The 16,829-nt window shown below is 72.0% G+C and carries 12 protein-coding genes; 4 read left to right on the top strand and 8 right to left on the bottom strand.

What is annotated here, in order from left to right; translation table 11 throughout:
- Positions 1-157: 157 nt before the first annotated feature.
- The 4 genes from pflB to nirB all read right to left on the bottom strand — a co-directional run bounded on the left by pflB (position 158) and on the right by nirB (position 8,805).
- Positions 158-2,428: a formate C-acetyltransferase gene (gene pflB / locus ACIQWR_RS36440; protein ID WP_404018807.1), complete on the bottom strand. Its 2,271-nt coding sequence runs from the start codon at positions 2,426-2,428 to the stop codon at positions 158-160.
- Between the two features lie 207 nt (positions 2,429-2,635).
- Complete coding sequence (locus ACIQWR_RS36445) at positions 2,636-3,940, bottom strand: anaerobic C4-dicarboxylate transporter family protein (RefSeq protein WP_404018948.1); 1,305 nt, start codon at positions 3,938-3,940, stop codon at positions 2,636-2,638.
- A 338-nt stretch (positions 3,941-4,278) separates the two neighbouring features.
- Positions 4,279-5,703 (bottom strand): MFS transporter, encoded by a 1,425-nt coding sequence (locus ACIQWR_RS36450; protein WP_404018810.1) that lies wholly within the window; start codon positions 5,701-5,703, stop codon positions 4,279-4,281.
- Between the two features lie 270 nt (positions 5,704-5,973).
- Positions 5,974-8,805, bottom strand: a complete 2,832-nt coding sequence (nirB, locus tag ACIQWR_RS36455; RefSeq protein WP_404018811.1) for a nitrite reductase large subunit NirB — start codon at positions 8,803-8,805, stop codon at positions 5,974-5,976.
- Between the two features lie 267 nt (positions 8,806-9,072).
- Here nirB and ACIQWR_RS36460 point away from each other — a divergent pair, with 267 nt between their 5' ends.
- The 3 genes from ACIQWR_RS36460 (at position 9,073) to ACIQWR_RS36470 (ending at position 12,326) form a co-directional block, all read left to right on the top strand.
- Positions 9,073-9,795 carry a sirohydrochlorin chelatase gene (locus ACIQWR_RS36460; RefSeq protein WP_404018813.1) on the top strand — a complete coding sequence of 241 codons (723 nt, stop codon included), beginning with the start codon at positions 9,073-9,075 and terminating at the stop codon, positions 9,793-9,795.
- A gap of 28 nt (positions 9,796-9,823) precedes the next feature.
- A complete protein-coding gene (locus ACIQWR_RS36465) occupies positions 9,824-10,978 on the top strand; it encodes a low temperature requirement protein A (RefSeq protein ID WP_404018816.1) in 1,155 nt (384 codons plus the stop codon).
- Positions 10,979-11,063: 85 nt separating this feature from the next.
- Positions 11,064-12,326: a cytochrome P450 gene (locus ACIQWR_RS36470; protein ID WP_404018819.1), complete on the top strand. Its 1,263-nt coding sequence runs from the start codon at positions 11,064-11,066 to the stop codon at positions 12,324-12,326.
- A 115-nt stretch (positions 12,327-12,441) separates the two neighbouring features.
- Here ACIQWR_RS36470 and ACIQWR_RS36475 read toward each other — a convergent pair whose 3' ends face one another.
- Positions 12,442-12,948 carry a DUF5949 family protein gene (locus ACIQWR_RS36475; RefSeq protein WP_404018822.1) on the bottom strand — a complete coding sequence of 169 codons (507 nt, stop codon included), beginning with the start codon at positions 12,946-12,948 and terminating at the stop codon, positions 12,442-12,444.
- A gap of 57 nt (positions 12,949-13,005) precedes the next feature.
- Positions 13,006-13,620 carry a DUF4352 domain-containing protein gene (locus tag ACIQWR_RS36480; protein ID WP_404018824.1) on the bottom strand — a complete coding sequence of 205 codons (615 nt, stop codon included), beginning with the start codon at positions 13,618-13,620 and terminating at the stop codon, positions 13,006-13,008.
- Positions 13,621-13,774: 154 nt separating this feature from the next.
- On the opposite strand from ACIQWR_RS36480, the gene ACIQWR_RS36485 reads away from it, so the two are divergent.
- Positions 13,775-14,224 carry a DUF6299 family protein gene (locus ACIQWR_RS36485; RefSeq protein WP_404018827.1) on the top strand — a complete coding sequence of 150 codons (450 nt, stop codon included), beginning with the start codon at positions 13,775-13,777 and terminating at the stop codon, positions 14,222-14,224.
- A 68-nt stretch (positions 14,225-14,292) separates the two neighbouring features.
- Here ACIQWR_RS36485 and ACIQWR_RS36490 read toward each other — a convergent pair whose 3' ends face one another.
- Both ACIQWR_RS36490 and ACIQWR_RS36495 read right to left on the bottom strand, forming a co-directional pair.
- Positions 14,293-14,466, bottom strand: a complete 174-nt coding sequence (locus ACIQWR_RS36490) for a hypothetical protein (RefSeq protein WP_404018830.1) — start codon at positions 14,464-14,466, stop codon at positions 14,293-14,295.
- Positions 14,467-14,519: 53 nt separating this feature from the next.
- Positions 14,520-16,586, bottom strand: a complete 2,067-nt coding sequence (locus ACIQWR_RS36495; RefSeq protein WP_404018833.1) for a SpoIIE family protein phosphatase — start codon at positions 16,584-16,586, stop codon at positions 14,520-14,522.
- Positions 16,587-16,829 lie beyond the last annotated feature (243 nt).

The following is a 16,829-nucleotide window of genomic DNA, read 5'->3' on the forward strand; positions in this document are numbered from 1 at the left end:
GTGTGGGGCGGTCGACCCCGGTGTGGCCCCCGCTGCGGGGCGGTCGACGGTTGGATGCGCGCGGTCCCGGGGCCGGTGCGGGGGAGCCCGACCCCGGGCCGCGCGGTCTGTGGGCGCCCGGCCGGATCCCGTGGGGACCCGGCCGGGCGGGCCGGCTCTAGAGCGAGCCGTGGAAGGTGCGGTTCAGCACGTCCATCTGCTGGGCGCGGGTCAGCCGGACGAAGTTCACCGCGTACCCGCTGACCCGGATGGTCAGCTGCGGGTAGTTCTCCGGGTGCTCCATGGCGTCCATGAGCGTGTCGCGGTTGAGGACGTTCACGTTCATGTGGAAGCCGTCGCTGGCCATGTAGCCGTCGAGCACGCCCGCCAGGTTCTTGATCCGCTCCTCGGGGGTGCGGCCCAGACCGTCGGGGGTGACCGTGTTGGTCAGCGAGATGCCGTCCTCGGCGTCCTCGTACGGCAGCTTCGCGACCGACAGCGCGGAGGTGACGTAGCCGTGGGTGTCACGGCCGTTCATCGGGTTGGCGCCCGGGGAGAACGGCTCGCCCGCCCGGCGTCCGTCCGGCGTGTTGCCGGTCTTCTTGCCGTAGACGACGTTCGAGGTGATGGTCAGCACGGACTGGGTGTGCTCGGCGTCCCGGTAGGTCGGGTGCTTGCGCACCTTCTTCATGAACTCCTCGACCAGCCACACCGCGATGGCGTCGACCCGGTCGTCGTTGTTGCCGAAGGCCGGGTACTCGCCCTCGATGGTGTAGTCGGTGGCCAGGCCCGTCTCGTCGCGCACCGGGGTGACCTTGGCGTACTTGATCGCGGCCAGCGAGTCGGCGGCGACCGAGAGGCCCGCGATGCCGCAGGCCATCGTGCGGCGCACGTCACGGTCGTGCAGCGCCATCTCGATGCGCTCGTAGGCGTACCGGTCGTGCATGTAGTGGATGACGTTCAGCGCGTGGACGTAGGTCGAGGCGAGCCATTCCATCTGCTCGTCGAACTTGGCCATGACCTGGTCGTAGTCGAGCACCTCGGTGTCGAGCGCGCCGGTCGAGGGGCCGACCTGGGCGCCGGACTTCTCGTCCCGGCCGCCGTTGATCGCGTAGAGCAGGGTCTTGGCGAGGTTCACACGGGCGCCGAAGAACTGCATCTGCTTGCCGACGGGCATCGCCGAGACGCAGCACGCGATGGCGGTGTCGTCGCCGAAGCGCGGGCGCATCAGCTCGTCCGACTCGTACTGGACCGACGAGGTGTCGATCGAGACCCGGGCGCAGTACTCCTTGAAGCCCTGCGGCAGCTGCGGCGACCAGAAGACGGTCATGTTCGGCTCGGGCGCCGGACCGAGGTTGTAGAGGGTCTGGAGGTAACGGAAGGAGCTCCGGGTGACCAGCGGACGGCCGTCCTCACCCATGCCCGCGATCGACTCGGTGACCCAGGTGGGGTCGCCGCTGAAGAGCTCGTCGTACTCGGGGGTCCGCAGGAAGCGCACGATGCGGAGCTTGATGATGAAGTCGTCGACCAGCTCCTGGGCCTGCTCCTCCGTCAGGAGGCCGGCCTCGATGTCGCGCTGGAGGAAGACGTCGATGAAGGTGGAGGTGCGGCCGAGCGACATGGCCGCGCCGTTCTGCTCCTTCACGGCGGCGAGGTAGGCGAAGTACAGCCACTGGATCGCCTCGCGGCCGCTGGTCGCCGGGCCGGAGATGTCGTAGCCGTAGGAGGCCGCCATCGCCTTCAGTTCGGCGAGCGAGCGGATCTGCTCGGAGAGTTCCTCGCGGAGCCGGATCGTCTCCTCCAGCGAGCGGTTGCCCGCGGGGAGGGCGTTCAGCTCCTCCTTCTCGTCCTTCTTCACCGCGATGAGGCGGTCGACGCCGTAGAGGGCCACGCGGCGGTAGTCGCCGATGATGCGGCCGCGACCGTATGCGTCGGGCAGGCCGGTGACGATGCCGGCCTTGCGGGCGGCACGGATGTCGGGGGTGTAGGCGTCGAAGACACCGGCGTTGTGGGTCTTGCGGTACTCCGTGAAGACCTTCTCCAGCTCCGCGGAGACCGGGTAGCCGTAGGTCTCCAGGGCGCCGGCGACCATGCGCCAGCCGCCGTTCGGCATGATCGCGCGCTTGAGCGGGGCATCCGTCTGGAGGCCGACGATCAGGTCCTTGTCGCGGTCGATGTAGCCCGGGGCGTGGGCGGTGATCGTCGAGGGGATGTCGTGGGCGACGTCGTAGACGCCCTTCTCGCGCTCCTCGGGGAACTTGTCCGTGATCGCCTTCCACACGGCGGTGGTGCGCTCGGTGGGGCCGGCGAGGAAGGAATCGTCACCCTCGTACGGCGTGTAGTTCTGCTGGATGAAGTCGCGGACGTCGATGGCATCGCGCCACAGGCCGCCCTTGAAGCCGTTCCAGGCTCCGTCGTTCTTCGTGGTTTCCGCAGGGGTGGCAGTCATCGCCCGCACCTTCCGAGTCGCCTCATTGCTTACCTCCATTCCACGCCTTTTGATCGATCATTTGGCGCAGCGTTGGTCCTGAGCTGGAGCCCGAAAGTCCCTTCATCCCCGACCCCAAGGGTCCCTCATCCCTGCTGACCTGGCACTTTGAGCAGGTCGAAAGTCCTTCGCGCGCTTGTGAAAGCTTTCACAAGAATTTTGGAGCGGTCAGACAATCTGAACCAGAGCGAAGCCTGTGGATACCGCGACGCACGTCGTGATCAGCCCCGGCAGCATGAAGGAGTGGTTCACCACGAAGCGGCCGACCCGGGTGGTGCCGGTCCGATCGAAATTGATCGCCGCGATGAAGGTGCCGTAGGTGGGGAGGAGGAAATAGCCGTTCACGGCCGGCCACATCGCGATGAGGAGGGGGGCCGGGATGCCGAGGGCGATCCCCAGCGGCATCAGCGCCTTGGTGGTCGTGGCCTGACTGAAGAGCAACGCGGAGAGGAGCAGCAGCATGATGGCGAAGAACCAGGGGTGGTCCTGCGCGACCCCGCCGAGCGCACCGGTGATCCGGGCCTCGTTGGCACCGATGAAGGACAGGCCCAGCCAGGACAGCCCGAAGACGCCGATGACGGCGACGAGCCCGGACCGGGCCACCTCCGTGCCGGGTATCCGCAGCGCGTCGACCCGGCACAGCAGCAGGATCAGCGCGGCCACGGCCATCATCAGGATCTCGATGGTGGCGGGCATCGAGAGCGGCCCCTTGGCCGTCTCCGGGCGCAGCCCCGGGAAGAGACCACTGATGACGACCGCGACGGCCCCGCCCATGAAGAGGTACGCCGACCAGCGCGCCCGGGGCCGCAGGGCCGGCGCGGCGGCGGCCGCGGCGGGCGGCTCGATCTCCCCGGCGGCCAGTCGGCGCAGGTACTCGGGGTCCTCCCCCAGCTCCTTGCCGATCCGCGACTGCACGGTGGCCGCGACGACGACGCCGAGCAGCGTGGCCGGCACGGCGACGGCCATGATCCGCGGCAGGTTCCAGCCGTCGCCGTCGAACATCACGATCATGGCGGCCATGGCGGCGGACACGGGGGACGCGGTGATACCGAAGGTGGCGGCGATGGAGGAGACGGCGATGGGCCGCTCCGGGCGGACACCGCCCTCGCGGGCGACGTCGTGGATCACGGGGAGGAGCGGGTAGAAGACGTGGGCCGTGCCGGCGCCCAGCGTGAAGGCCCAGGAGACCAGGGGGGCCACGAAGACCACCCGGCTGGGTTTGCGCCGGATCGCCTTCTCCGCGAGCCCGACGAGGTAGTCGATGCCACCGGCCGCCTCCATCGCCGCAGCGGCCATGATCACCGCGAGGATGATCAGCATGACGTCGACGATGCCCGAGGTGTCGGCGGGCGTGACCCCGAAGAAGGTCGCGAGCACGAAGACCCCGACGGCGCCCCAGAGGCCCATGGCCACACCGCCCTTGCGGGACCCGAGGGCGATGGCCGCCACCATGACGGCGAGCTGCGCGAACATGCCGAGCACGGAGGTGACCTTCCGATCGAGCGGTGGGGGGACGGACGAACGGACCGGGCCCCCTCCTGCGGATCGCGCGGATCGGGCGCGATACGAAGGAGACGGCCCGGCCGTCGGCCCAGCTCAAGCCACGGGACGGCCTCGCCGGGAGCCTTGCTGGAGGCCTGGCTGGGGGGCCTAGTGCTGTGGCCGGAAAGGTTTGCCGGGTCGCGGTGTCCGGTGCGGCGCATCGCAAGACGGAGGGCCACGGCTCGTACTGGACGTACTTGCGTGGGCCGACAACGCCGCGAGGTGCCGTGCCGGGCGCCGCGACACGGTGAACCTTTCCGGTCACAGCACTAGCTGGGGGCCTCGGCGCCCTTGCGGGCGTAGAAGTACCAGGCCACGACCACGCAGCTCGCGTAGAAGGCCACGAAGCCCCACATCGCGCTGGTCACCGCGAAGTTCGCGAACATCGCCGGGATGAAGAAGAAGCCGTAGGCGGCGATCGCGGCGGTGAAGCCGGTGACCGCGCCGGACTCGATCTCCGCCTGCTTGAGCGCGGCCGCGTACTGCGGGGTGCCCTCGGTCAGACCCTTCAGGTGCTGGCCGCGGAAGATGACCGGAATCTGCCGGAAGGTCGAGCCGTTGCCGATGCCGGAGAAGAAGAACGCCGACAGGAAGCAGAAGAAGAAGCCGTAGAAGGAGCCGGTGTCGGAGCCCGCGGGGAGGAAGGTGATCACACCGATGATCGAGGCGCCCATGCCCACGAAGGACAGGATCGTGACCCGCGCGCCGCCCAGCTTGTCGGCGATCCAGCCGCCGCCCCAGCGGGCGAGGGCGCCCAGGGCGGGGCCCATCCAGGCGTAGGTGGCGACCGAGTACGCCGGGAAGGTGGTCTTGATCAGCAGCGGCAGGGCCGCCGCGAAGCCGATGAAGGAGCCGAAGGTGCCGACGTACAGCCAGGTCATCACCCAGTTGTGCTTGCGCTTGAAGATGACCTTCTGCTGGCTGAAGGGGGTGGAGGCGACCTTCAGATCGTTCTGGCCGAACCAGGCCACGGCTGCCAGGACCACCAGCACCGGCACCCAGACGAAGGCCGCGTTCTGGAGGTAGATCTCCGAGCCGTTCGCCTTCTTCTGGCCCGCGCCGATCGCCAGCACCGAGGTGGTGATCAGGATCGGGGTGAGCAGCTGGACCACGGACACGCCCAGGTTGCCCAGGCCGCCGTTGATGCCGGTCGCGTTGCCCTTCTCCTGCTTCGGGTAGAAGAAGCCGATGTTGGCCAGCGAGGAGGAGAAGTTGGCGCCACCGATGCCGCAGAGCGCGGCGATCGCGACCATGGTGGTGTACGAGGTCGACGTGTCCTGGACCGCGAAGCCCAGCCAGATCAGCGGCACGATCAGGACGATCGTGGAGAGCGCGGTGAAGCGGCGCTGGCCGATCATCGGGCCGATGAAGGTGTAGAAGATGCGGGCGGTGCCGCCCGTGATGCCGGGGACGGCCGTCAGCCAGAACAGCTGCGACTGGCTGAAGCCGAAGCCGACGTCCTTGAGGTTGGTGGCCGTGATGCTCCAGACCTGCCAGACGACGAAGGCGACCAGGAGCGCCGGAACCGCGATCCACAGGTTGCGCGCGGCGACCTTCTTGCCCGTGGACTGCCAGAAGGACGGATCCTCCGGAGTCCATTCGGTGATGGTGCGGCCGGGCCGGTACTGCGCCGGGTCGGGCGCGAGGGCGCGGCCGGTCGTTGCCGGGGGCGCATCCTGGGTGGCGGAACTCATGGCAGTGTCCTGAACGTTGTGAACTGGTGCTGAGGGTCCTGACGTATCCAGGATCCGCTCGCCGACCCGCCGCGCGTCAGGGGAGAACGTCGCGTGGGCGACAGGACAAGGTCCTGCCGCCCACAGTGCGTTGGTCGCACCCGCGACGTGCCGTACGGCTATCCGGGGCCGGCCGCTGGGCCCGCCCCTGCGCCCGCCCGGCGCCGCTCCGCGCCGTTCCGCGTCACGCCGCGCGGCCGCGTCACGCCGCGCGGCGCCGTCACGGCTGCGTCACGACTGCGTCCGCAGGACCGGCAGGACCGGCAGGGCGACGTCCGGGTCGTCCAGGCAGATCCCGGTCCGCAGGTCGAAGACCTGCTTGTGCATCGGCGAGGTCACCACCGGGACGCCGTCCCGGGTGCCCATGATGCCGTTGGCGATCACGTCGGCCCCGGAGAAGGGGTCCCGGTCGCCGACCGCGTACACCGTGCCCGCGCGGTCCTTGAAGACGGCCGCCCGGCTGCCGTCGGGCAGCACCACCGCGCGCCCGCGCCCCGGCTCCAGGGCCCCGGCCCCGCCGAAGTCCACGCCCGGTGCGTCGCAGCCCCCGGCCACGCCGTCGGTGGTGACGGCGCCGCGCGCCGGGGCCCCGAAGCGTTCCAGCGCCGCCGGGTCCTCCAGGACCGCCTGCCATTCGTCCTGGTAGGCCGATACGTGCCGCTCCATCTGCGCCTCCAGCTCCGCGCAGATCCCGAGCTCGTCCTCGATCAGCACCGCCCTCAGGTGGTCCAGGCCCGCGCCGCTGCCGCCGAGCCGCTCGACCCACGCGGCGGTGCGCTCCAGGCGTTCGCCGGTGCGGACGTAGTACATGAGGAAGCGGTCGATCAGGGCGAAGAGTTCGCCGGTCGCCAGGTCCGCGGCCAGCAGGTCGGCGTGGCGCGGGACGGCGCCGCCGTTGCCGCCGACGTACAGGTTCCAGCCCTTGCTGGTGGCGATGATCCCGATGTCCTTGCCGCGGGCCTCGGCGCACTCGCGCACGCAGCCCGAGACCCCGCCCTTGAACTTGTGCGGCGTGCGCAGTCCGCGGTAGCGCAGCTCCAGGTCGATGGCGAGCTGGATGGAATCGCCCTGCCCGAAGCGGCAGAAGCGGGCGCCGACGCAGGACTTGACCGCGCGCAGGGACTTTCCGTAGGCCTGGCCCGATTCGAAGCCGGCTCCGCCGAGGCGGCGCCAGATGTCGGGCAGCTGTTCGGCGCGGGCGCCGAACAGGCCGATCCGCTGGGCCCCGGTGATCTTCGTGTAGAGACCGTAGTCCCGGGCGACCTCGCCGATGGCGATGACCTGGTCGGCGGTGATCTCGCCGCCGGCGACCCGCGGGACCACCGAATAGGTGCCGTCCTTCTGCAGGTTGGCGAGGAAGAGGTCGTTGGAGTCCTGGAGCGTCGCCTGCTCGCCCTCCAGGATGTGCCCGAGCCCGAGGTCGGGGGCGAGGGTGCCGAGGATGTTGGCGACGACCGGCTTGCAGACGGCGCAGCCTTCGCCGCCGGCGCCGTGGGTCTCCAGCAGTTCACTGAAGCTGCGGATGTGCTCGGTGGCGACCTTCTCGTAGATCTCGGCGCGGGTGAGCGTGAAGTGCTCGCACAGTCCGCGGGCCTTCTCGATGCCGGCCGCGGCCATCTCGGCGTCGAGCACGGCCTGCAGGGTGCCGAGGCAGCCACCGCAACCGGTGCCCGCCTTCGTGCACTTCTTGATGCCGCCGAGGTCGGTCAGCGACTCCTCGGCCACGGCGGTGCGGACCTGGCCCTTGGTGACGTTGTGGCAGCTGCACACCACCGCGTCGTCGGGCAGGGCGTCGGCGCCGGGCAGCTCGATGCCCTCCGTGGAGGGGAGGATGAAGGCCTCGGCGGGGCCGGGCAGCATCCGTCCGGCGTGCGGCTTGAGCGAGCCGTACGCGCCCGCGTCGCCGACCAGGATCCCACCGAGCAGTGCGCCGTCGGGGCCGAGCAGGAGCTTCTTGTACACGCCTTCGCGGGCGTCGGAGAAGACCACGGAGACGGCGCCGTCGCGGCCCTCGGGGGCGAAGGGGTCGCCGAAGGAGGCCACGTCGGCGCCCATCAGCTTGAGCTTGGTGGAGGTGTCGGCTCCGGTGAAGGTGAGTTCGCCGGCCCCGGCGAGCGCTTCGGCGACGGTCTCGGCCATCTGGTAGCCGGGGGCGACGAGCCCGTAGACCTTGCCGTCGACGCTCTGCGCGCATTCGCCGACCGCGTAGACGTAGGGGTCGCTGGTGCGGCAGTGGGCGTCGACGACGACGCCGCCGCGGTCGCCGACGGCCAGTCCGCACTCGCGGGCGAGGCGGTCACGGGGGCGCACTCCGGCGGAGAAGACGACGACGTCCGCGCCGATCTCCTGGCCGTTGGTCAACCGCAGGGCCTGGGCGCGACCGTCGGGGTGGATCTGCACGCCGCCGGCGCCGACTCCGGTGTGCACGGCGACGCCCATCGACTCGATGGTGGCGCGCAGCGCGGCGGCGCCGCCGTCGTCGACCTGGAGGGGCATCAGGCGGGGCGCGAACTCGACGACGTGCGTGGTCAGCCCGAGGGTGCGCAGGGCGCCGGCCGCTTCGAGGCCGAGGAGTCCGCCGCCGATGACGACGCCCGTGGAGACGGCGGGGTCGGCGGCGTAGGCGGTGAGGGCCTCGACGTCGTCGAGGGTGCGGTAGGTGAAGCAGCCGTCGGCGTCGGCGCCGTCGATCGGCGGCACGAAGGGGTAGGACCCGGTGGCGAGCACGAGGGCGTCGTAGCCGATGACGTCGCCCGAGGCGCTGGTGACCGTGCGGGCGGCGGTGTCGACGTGTGCGGCGGGGTCGCCGAGGCGCAGGTCGATGCCGTGCCGTTCGAAGAAGCCGGGTGCGGCGAGGGCCAGCTCTTCGCCGGTGGATCCGGTGAAGGCGGCGGAGAGGTGGACGCGGTCGTAGGCGGGGCGCGCCTCTTCGGCGAGGACGACGACGTGCCAGCCGCCGGCGCCGGTGCGGCCGGGGCCGGCCAGTGCGTCGCGCTCGGCGAGGGCCTCCAGCAGGCGGTGTCCCACCATGCCGTGGCCGATGACGACCAGCGTCTGCGCCATGGTCCCACTCCGTCCGTTCCCGGGGCCGCGCGCGTGTCGCGCGTCGGCCGCCACCACATTCGACCCTTTGACGGTAGGTCCGCGCGGTGGCCCCGGACGGCCGTAAAGGGCCCGGGCGGGGGGGTAGCCGGTCCCGTTCCGCACAGGACCTGTGACCTGCGGCGAAGGTCTTTGGGGGGCGTGTGGCGGGGGCGCCCGGGGCCTAGCGTGGGGGCGGGGGGTAGGCGCCGGCTCAGGGCTCGGCGCGCAGTCGTGGAGGTGGCCGTCATGCTCGTTCTCGCCGTGCACGGAAGTGCCGTCCCGGCCGCGGCCGCGACGATCTCGCGCTTGACCGCGACGGTGGAGGCGCTGAGCGGGATCCGTGCGGTCGTGGGCCATCTCGACGTGCAGCGCCCCTCGCTCGCGGAGGTGGTGCGCGCGCATCCGGGCGCCGTGGTGGTCCCGCTGCTGCTGGGCGACGGCTACCACCGCCGGGTCGACGTCCCGGCGGTCCTGGACGGTACGGGGTGCGTGCTCACGCCCGGGCTGAGCGGGGAGCGCGGGGTCGCGCAGGCGTTGTACGGGCGCTTGCGGGAGGCGGAGCGGCGCCGCGGCCCGTACGCGCGCGCGGACGCGGTGATCGTGGCGGGGGCGGGCTCCTCGCGGCCGGGCGGGAACGACGGCACCCGGCTCTGCGCGGCGCGGCTGGCGGCGCTTCTGGAGGCGGACGGCGGGCCCGTTCCCGTCCCGGTGGTACCGGCGTACCTGACGTCGGCGGGGCCGACGGTGGCCGAGGCGCTGGCTTCGCTGCGCGGTGCGGGCTTCGGGCGGGTGGCGGTCGGGGCGCACCTGTTGGCTCCGGGCCGCTTCACGCACGCGCTGGCGGGGGTCGGGGCGTGGACGGTGTCGGAGCCGTTGGCCGATCATCCGTTGCTGGCCCGGTCGGTGGTCGACCGCTACGAGTCCGCCCGGGGTACCCGGGTGCTACGGGCCGCGCGCCTCGCTTGTTAGGCGGCGCGGCACTGGTGTGCTGGGCGGTATGGCATACGTACCGATGATCGCGCGGAGCCCCGACGAGGGTCACCGGGCCGCGACCCCGCTGGAACTGTTCTTCGACCTGTGCTTCGTCGTCGCGGTCGCGCAGGCGGGGGCGCGGTTGGTGCACGCGCTGGCGGAGGGGCACGTGGGGGCCGGGATCAGCGGCTACCTGTTCGTGTTCTTCGGGGTGTTCTGGGCGTGGGTCAACTTCTCGTGGTTCGCCTCCGCCTACGACACCGACGACGTGCCGTACCGGGTCGCGGTGCTGGTGCAGATCGCGGGCGTGCTGATCTACGCGGCGGGGGTGCCGCGGGCGTTCGACGCGAACGACTGGACGATCGCGGTCGTCGGCTACCTGGTGATGCGGGTGGCGCTGACCGTGCAGTGGTTGCGGGCGGCGGCCGGGGAGCGGGGACCGGCGCGGGCCACGGCGGTGAAGTACGCGGTGGGGCTGCTGGTCTGCCAGGCGGGCTGGGTGGCGCTGCTGGTGGCCCCGGAGGGGATGCGGCGCTGGCTGTTCCTGGTGATGGTGGTGGCGGAGCTGTCGGTGCCGTTGATCGCGGAGCGCTCGCACCAGACGCCGTGGCACGCGCACCACATCGTGGAGCGGTACGGCCTGTTCACACTGATCGTGCTCGGCGAGACGATCTCGGCGAGCACGATCGCGGTGCAGTCGGCGCTGGACGAGCACGAGGCGCTGGGCGAACTGCTGCCGATCGCGGCGGGCGGGCTGCTGCTGGTGTTCGCGGCCTGGTGGATCTACTTCGCGGTGCCGGCCCACGAGCGGGTGACGGGCAACCGGTCGGCGCTGCCCTGGGGGTACGGGCACTTCGTGATCCTCGGGTCGGCGGCGGCGATCGGTGCGGGCATCGAGGTGGCGGTCGAGCAGGCGGTGGGCAAGGCGCACGTATCGACGCCGGCGGCGAACCTGGCGGTGTGCGTGCCCGCGGCGATCTTCCTCGCGGTGGTGTGGCTCCTGCACTCGCGGCACTTCAAGCGGGGCGCGGCGCAGCAGCTGTTGCTGCCGGTCACGGCCCTGCTGGTGCTGGGCTGCGCGTGGACGGGCGAGCACGCCGTGCTGTGGGCGGGGCTGGTGGCCGCGCTGGCGGTCGCGGCGGGCGTGACCTTGCAGCACCGGGCGCGTTCAGAAGCGTGAGTGCGGGAGCCGTGGGGAGCGGCGGGGGGCCGCAAGGGTCCAGGGCGCCCTGGACACCCTGACCATTGGGAAGAAGGTGCGGGCCATGACGGTTCCGGCACAGCGGCACGCGGCCGACATCGATCTCGCCGATCCGGCGTTCTGGCAGCTTCCCCCCGAGGCGCGGCTGGCGGCCTTCGCCCGGCTGCGGGCGCTCGACGGCCCGCGCCGGTTCGTCGAGCGCCCGGCGTCCTGGCGGGGGCCGGAGCGCGCGCACTGGGCGCTGGTGCGGCACGCCGACGTGCAGGAGGCGAGCCGGCTGCCGAAGGTGTTCGCGAGCGCTCCGGGGGTGACGACGCCGGAGCCGGCCCGCTGGGTGCGGGCGCTGTTCGGGGATTCGATGGTCAATCTGGACGGGGCGGACCACGCGCAGCTGCGCAAGATCGTGCAGCGCGCCTTCACACCGCGGTTGTTGGCGGCCGCGGAGGCGGACGTCCACGCGGTGGCGGCGCGGATCGTGGACGACGTACTGGCGGAGCGGCCCGAGGAGTTCGTCTCGGCCGTGTCCTCACGGCTGCCGCTGGACGTCATCTGCAACATGATGGGGATCCCCGCCGAGTACCGGGCGGAGATCGCGGACCGGGTCAACCACGCGTCGGAGAACATCGGCGTGGAGCGCGCTCTGACGGCGCGCCTGCGGATGCCGGGGCGGGGGCTGCGGGCGCTGGCGCGGATGCAGCGGATGGTGGCGGGGATCGCCGAGGAGCGGCGCAAGAACCCGACCGACGACCTGATCTCGGCGCTCGTCTGCGCGAACGTGGACGGCCAGGCCCTGGGCGTGCGGCAGTTGGGCGCGTTCTTCTCGCTGTTGATGGTGGCCGGGGTGGAGACCACGCGCAACGCGATCACGCACGGGCTGGCGCTGCTCACCGAACATCCGGAGCAGCGGGAGCTGTTGCTCGGGGACTTCGAGGCGCACGCCGACGGCGCGGTGGACGAGATGGTCCGGCACGCGACGCCGATCATCCAGTTCCGTCGGACGGTGGTCGCGGAGCACCGCCTGGGCGGGCACCTGTTCGTGCCCGGCGACAAGGTGGTGCTGTACTACGCGTCGGCCAACCGGGACGAGACGGTGTTCCCGGATCCGGACGCCTTCGACATCACCCGCTCGCCCAATCCGCACCTGGGGTACGGCGGCGGCGGCCCGCACTTCTGCCTGGGGGCGCACCTGGCGCGGGTGGAGATGAAGGCCCTGTTCCGGGAGCTGCTGACGCGCCCGGTCGGGCTGCGGGCGGTCGGGCTGCCGGAGCTGGTGGGGTCGAACTTCGACAACCGGGTCCGGTCCCTGCGGTTCGCGTTCGACGTCTGACCCGCAGCGGCGCGGACCGGCGCGGAGCGGCGCGGACCCGAGCTGAGCGGCGCGGGCCGGCCACCGGGCGGGCTGGGAGCCCGGCGGCCGGCGGTCGGCGCCCCGCGAGCGGTGGTTACTTCTTGAGCCGCTGCACGCGCAGCACGGCGTGCACGCTGCTGGTCAGGACCTCTTCGTCGCCGACGAACTCCTTCAGGGTGTCGGCGTCGACGGGCACCCCGGGCGTGGCCTGGGGCCAGGGGCGGGTGGCGAACAGGAAGTAGACCTGATCGCTGTCGGCGGCGGCGGCCACCCACTCCGGCGGCGCGGTGCAGCGGGCGTTGAGGCCGATGTCCTCGCCCTCCACGGTGAGCGCGACCTGGTCGCCCTCGACCAGGATCTTCACCGGGAACTTGTGGGGGTGGACGGTGCCGTCCAGCACCTCGTCGCCGATCCGCAGCCCCAGGTGGTCCAGCAGCCCGCGGGCGGACGCCTCGCCGGCCTCGTGGCCGTGCGGGCAGTCGCCCAAGGTGTAGGCGATGAGGTAGGGAATGTTGTGCCCGTCCTCGGGATCGCCGATCCACGCGAGCACCGAAAGGGTGCCGAGGTGGGACCGGTCGATTTCGGTGTGAGTCGAAGTCATGGGCGGCACCTTAGTGCTCTTTCACCCCACCATTTCCCGGCCCTTCACCCGGGTGGGTCAGACCGTCCAGAATCCCTCTCCGGAATTCGCCTGTGTGTTCGCGTCCTGGTACTGGAGGCGTACGATCCGCGCGTTTTCCGGGATTTCGAACACCACCCATCCCTCGGCCCGCTGCCCGACGGAGAGGGAATCGAAGACGAGGGGCTTTCCGGTGGTCAGCTCGCCCGTCTTGACCGCCGGATAGCGCTGCCCCGCGCTGTCGTACGCCCACATGCGCCCGAGCGCCCCGTAGGTCGCACCGCCCACGTTGACGAAGGACATCCCGGCGCCCACCCAGCGCTTGCCCGCGGCGGGGGCGAAGGTCGCGTCCACGCTGACCGCGGGATCGACGTAGGCGGTGAGAACGGCCTGCAGGTGACGGCCCACCTGCTGACCGCGCACCCGTACGGGGTCACCCACCCGGGCGTCCTTGACGGCGGCCCCGGCCACCGCCCCCGGCGCCGGCGCGGGGGCGTCCTCGTCGGCGCCGCCCGGGGCGCCGTCGTCGACCGGGACGGCCGGGGCGGCGGCCGGCGCGAGGGCGGCCCCCTCGTGGGCGCTCTGGCAGGCGGTGGAACCGAACAGCAGGAGCGGAAGGAGGGCGAGGGCGAGGACAGGGGCGGACTGGCGCATGCGGGATCCCTTCGGGGACGTATTTCGGTCAGTCTCACGCGCCCGAGGAGGCAATTGCACACACCGACACGATTCGACGGAGCGAGATACCGCCGGGTGACCTGCACAATTCGTTCCGGCGGAATCCACCGCCCGCATCCACCTGGAGGAAACGATGGGCCTGCCCGTATCCCGAATCGCCGTGGCGGCACTGTCCGCACTGGCCGCCACCGCCGCCTGCGCCGTGCCCGCGAACGCCGATTCGCGCGCCAATGCGATTTTCGTGAAGGACCACGCGCGGGTTTCCCAGGACGGCCGCGTCACTCTTTCCGGGGCCTACCGCTGTGAACCCGGGTCACCCGAGGGAGTGCAGATCCAGACCGCCGTCAGCCAGGACCACAACCGGCTCGGCATGAACGCGGGCGACGCCGTCTGCGACGGCGCGGTCCACGACTGGTCCGTCAGCGGCGCGATCGGCGTCGACTCCGGCTTCCACCCCGGCGACGCCGAAGCCCAAGCCACGCTGACCGTCGCCCGCCTCCACGGCGCGTACCTGGTGCCGCGCGCGATCTCGCAGAACACCCTCGCCGAGCACCGCGGGCACGTCACCCTCGACCGCCGCTGACGGGCCCGGTCCCGCCGACCCGCGCCGCCGACCCCGCACCCGCGGGCCGATCCGCCCGGTAGCCGCCGCTACCGGCAGTCCGGCGCCGCACCGGTCATCGACATGAAGGCCACCGACCGGCACGCCGGCGCCGCGTGCGCGCGGCCCGCCGTCCAGTCGAGGAGCCTCGGCACGCCCGCCGCGATCACCGCGATCACCAGCGTCGCCAGCAGTACGAGCCCCCACGGCCGCATCCTTTCCATGACCGGATCATCGCCCCGGCCGCGGCCGGCCACAACTCGACGTGACCAGTCGATCACCCCAGGTCACCAGGAGCGTCGAACTCGCACCACACGGCCTTGCCGTCGCCCCGGGACTCCACGCCCCAGTGCGTGGCCAGCGCGTCGACGAGCAACAGCCCGCGCCCCGTGGTCGCCGCCTCCCCCGGCGTCCGCCTGCGCGGCCAGACGCTGGAGCGGTCCTTGACCCACAGCCGGATCCGCCGGACCGGCTCCGGCAGCACCTCCATCGTCAGCACCGCACCCCCGTCGGTGTGCAGCAGGGCGTTGACCAGCAGCTCCCCCGCCGCGAGCTCCACGTCGTCGGCGAGGGCCGGCACCCCCCAGTCGCGCAGCGCCTGACGCAGCGCGTAACGGGCCTCGGAGAGCCCCTCGGGGTCCGCCTGGTGGACGTACTGGTGGATCCGCGGCGCCCGGTGCGTCCCCGGGTCCGGGGCCCGGCGCAGCACCAGCAGGGCCACGTCGTCGCCGGAGCCCCAGCGCTCCCACAGCCGGTCCAACAGGTGGTCGGCGAGCGCCCCCGACTCCTGGGGGCCGGTGCGCACCGCGTGCGCCAGCGCGTCCATCCCGGTGGTGATCGTCGCGCCGGGCTCCTCCACCAGGCCGTCGGTGCACAGCACGAGGGTCTCGCCGGGAACCAGGTCGAGGCGGGTCTCGGGGAAGTCCTCCTGCTCGAAGACGGAGGCCAGGCCCAGCGGCAGGCCGCCGCGCAGGTTCGGCCAGCCGGTCCGTCCGTCGGTGTGCCGGATCAGCGGGCCCAGGTGGCCGGCGCGCACCGCCCGTACCCCGCCGGTCTCCAGGTCGACCTGGGCGTAGGTGCAGGTCGCGAAGCGTTCGGTGTCCAGCTCGGCCAGGAAGCGCGAGGCCCGCGCGAGGACCGTGGAGGGCGGGTGGCCCTCCCCCGCGTACGCCCGCAGGGCGATCCGCAGCTGGCCCATGATGGCCGCGGCGTGCGTGTCGTGGCCCTGTACGTCGCCGACGACGATGCCGACCCGGTCCCGGGGCAGCGCGATCACGTCGTACCAGTCCCCGCCGACCTCGCGGCCGCTCCAGGCGGAGTGGTAGCGGACCGCGATCTCGCCGCCGCTGATCTCGGGGATCCGCCGGGGCAGCATGGCGGCCTGGAGGCCGGTGGCGAACTCGCGCTCCTGGTCGAACAGGAGCGCGCGCTGGAGCGACTGGGCGACGATGCCCGCCAGGCCCAGGGACAGGTTCCGCTCCTCGGGGCTGAAGTCGGTGCGCCGCCGGTAGAAGAGCACGAGCCCGCCGATCGCCTTGGCCTGCGCGATCAGCGGGAGGTAGGCGGCGGCCTTGAACCGGATCCGGCCGAGGTAGGGCGCGAAGAGCGGGAACTCGTCCGCCAGCTCGTCCAGGTCGGTCACGAAGCGCGCCTTGCGGGTGAGGACCGTCTGCGAGAGCGGCAGCGATCCGTCCAACCGGGTGAACTTGCGCTCGCTGAGGATCTCCAGCGACTCACCGCTCAGCGCGATGATCTTCATGGCGCCGTTCTCGACCAGCCCGAGCGCCAGGCCGTCCGCGCCGAGCCGCTCCAGCGCGCCCGCGCCGGTCAGGGTGGCGGTGACGTCGTCGACCGTCACCGCCCGCGACAGCGCCTCCGTGGTGCGCTGGACGATCGTGGCCTGTTTGGCCCGCGCCGACTCCAGCCGGCGCAGCAGCGTGGCGTGGGCCAGCTCGGCGGTCGCGTCCCGGACGATCCCGACGATCCGCCGGGGGCGTCCGTCGGGGTCGCGCAGCACCCGGCCCTGCGTGTGGGTCCACTGGTCGCGGCCGTCGCGCCGCTGCACCGTGAAGTACGAGCCGTACGTCTCCCCGCCGCCGTCCAGGGCCGCCAGGACCGCGTCCGCCAGGCGGGCGCTGTCATCGGCCGGGATCCGGACGCCCAGGCCCTCCGGAGTGTTGTCGAACTCCTCCGGCTCCAGGTCGAAGACGCCCATCCCGGCCGGATCCAGCGTGAGGGTCCCGGCTCCCAGGTCCCACTCGAAGCTGCCCATGCCGTTCAGCGCGAGCCGGTCCGAGGCGCTGATCACGCCCGGTTCCGGTGCGTCGTGCTCCGCCGCTGCCACGCGTCACACCACCTATCGGCCGGGCCAGCACGGCTGGGAGATCAGCCTCTCCCACTCTTCGTCAGGATGCCCCGGAAGGGTGCGCCCGGCCTCCCGCCAGCGCTGGACGAGGGAGAGGTAGATCGCCGGCTGGTCGGGGTGCGGGGCCTGCGGGGGCCCGCCACGACGGGGCCCCGCGGACTGTTCCGCTCGGCTCGCGGGAATGCGCACCCAGCCCCGACCCTGTGCTCTCTCCGGGCTCAT

It is taken from the genome of Streptomyces sp. NPDC098789, assembly GCF_044759975.1.
Taxonomy (GTDB): Bacteria; Actinomycetota; Actinomycetes; order Streptomycetales; family Streptomycetaceae; genus Streptomyces.